The 2,187-nt window shown below is 36.2% G+C and carries 2 protein-coding genes; both read left to right on the plus strand.

All coding sequences use genetic code 11. The annotated features are described in order from the left end of the window. Positions 1-51: 51 nt before the first annotated feature. On the plus strand, positions 52-1,482 hold the full coding sequence (locus tag M3090_RS15135; RefSeq protein ID WP_087397893.1) for a tetratricopeptide repeat protein: 1,431 nt from the start codon (positions 52-54) through the stop codon (positions 1,480-1,482). Positions 1,483-1,539: 57 nt separating this feature from the next. After that, positions 1,540-2,187: hypothetical protein (locus tag M3090_RS15140; RefSeq protein WP_249057660.1), on the plus strand; the 648-nt coding region annotated here is incomplete at its 3' end.

Genomic DNA, 2,187 nt, shown 5'->3' on the forward strand with positions numbered 1-2,187 from the left:
ACAAATGGCGATTAGCTGCCAAACATTAGTAATCAAATAAAGGATATAATCATGGATATAGAACTAAAACAACAAATTGATAGTTGGACAGAAGCCAATAAACACCAGAATGTAATTGATTTCTTAGAAGGAATTTCTCCAGCAAACAGGAATTTTGAAGAAATCGGATTATTGGCACGAGCTTACAACTATAATGGTGAGTATGAAAAGGCATTAGTATTGCTTGAATCAATTCGAGAAGCAGGTGAGTTGGATACCAACTGGAATTATCGAATGGGTTATGCTCACTATTATCTTGGCAGGAGTAGGGAAGCATTGTCTTATTTTACAAAAGCCGATGAATTGACACCAGGAGATGAAGATACGATTGATTTTATTCGTCAATGCAATATAGAAATACCATTTAAGAGTAGAGTTGACGCTTTTTGGTCATGGTTTTTGCAGAATGAAGCAGAGCTTTCGAGAATGGTCGAAAAACGTAACGAATATGATAGTGATGTGGTTGTTGGATTTATAGAACAAGGTACTGACCTAATAGCAAAAGACGTTCATTTCAATATAGGTGGCGATTACGAATTTACTTTTTCCATAGAAGATAATGAACACCTATTTTATCTCTATCCTTATTTAATATCCCGAATGCCGGAATCGCTGGAAGGCAAATGGCATTTCTTCCCTTATAATCCAGGAATGGATGCTTCTTTCGAGTTCCGAATGCATGGGATTAAAGTGAATATGGAGGAAGTCTATGTATATGCCAATTATGATGACAAGCAAAATGATTTTGCTGTTTCGTTTTATGAAAAAGGTTTATGCTCTTTGCCTGAAGAACAAGGATATGGTACTTTTTGTATTATGATGGAAATAATGTTAGGCGAAGGTCTTGCTTTTAGATATATTTCAGATGTTGAACGTGCTGATGAATTGAGAGGCGACATGTTTCCTCTTACAACACTCCGTAAGCATATCACGCAAACATTAAAAGAGCATGGCAAGGAAGTGTTTGAAAATCCCAAGGATGTTTTTGTTACTTATCAATTGGAGCCGGAAGAAAATGAAGAGTTACGGTATGATGTGGCTATCGGCAGCACCTGTTTTTCCCATTTGATTTCCCAATATTACGAAAACGACACGACTATCTTTGATAAAATCAATCGGTTTGGAGCGCAAGCTGTATTTCTTGCATTTCCTTATGACAATATAAGTGCTGAACAAAGAAAATTAGTTTTAGACTTCCGGTATGCATTGGAGGATAGGATTACGAAAGAAATTCTGAATCCAGAAGGGCTGGGGCTTCTGCTGGGAGGCGCAATGGGAACTTGTTGTTGCTATATGGACTTTCTGTTGTATGACGTTAATGCCTTTTTAGAAAAGGTCGTGCCTGTATTACGCGAATATCCGCAATATTCGTTCTACCTTTCTGATTTCCACCAGAATTGTAGGCTAACAAGATTGTCTGATTCAGAAAGAAAAGATTGTTAACAAGTTCGAGATAACTGCTAAACGCTGTTCCTCACCAACCCATTAGATATAATAGGCATGAGAATATTTGTATTATATTGCTTGTTCTTTTTCCCACTTAGCTATGTTATAGCGAAAAACGGCTATGTGGAACAACATTCAGCAAAGTATCATTCTTTGACTGAAAAAGATACCCTTTATATAGAAACAGAAAAAACAGAATTTGAAATTCTATATAGGCTATGTTTTAATCAGCAAGGTAAAAAGAAAGTTGTTTTTGAATTGAAAGCGGTAGATGATAGTAACATTGACTTCATGCAAAGCTATGCAATCAATGGAGTAAAAAAGTTTGATTGCTTTGCTGTGTATGATAATGTGGCAGACGGAAACCGTTTCTTATTCTTTGACTATGAAAGTCAAATTGCTTACATAACGCCTACATGTTTTTCCGGTTTCTATCCGATATACAGTTCTGTGGACTTTTCAAAATTGGAAGTCTTATTACGAAATGAACCCTCCCATTTGAAACAGCTAAACGACACGTTAAGTATAGATAGTAAAGTGGCTTATGTACCATTTAACTGTAATAATCGAATTATAAAGGCGACTTTTGTTCCATGTTCCCAAACGGGAAAGGGCAATAAATATCTAATAGAGATTAGGAAACACACCTGCCAGGTGTCGGTTATCGAAATATCCTATACCTACAGGTGTATTTATAAACAA

The sequence above is a fragment of the Bacteroides sp. ET71 genome (genome assembly GCF_023336905.1).
GTDB lineage: Bacteria > Bacteroidota > Bacteroidia > Bacteroidales > Bacteroidaceae > Bacteroides.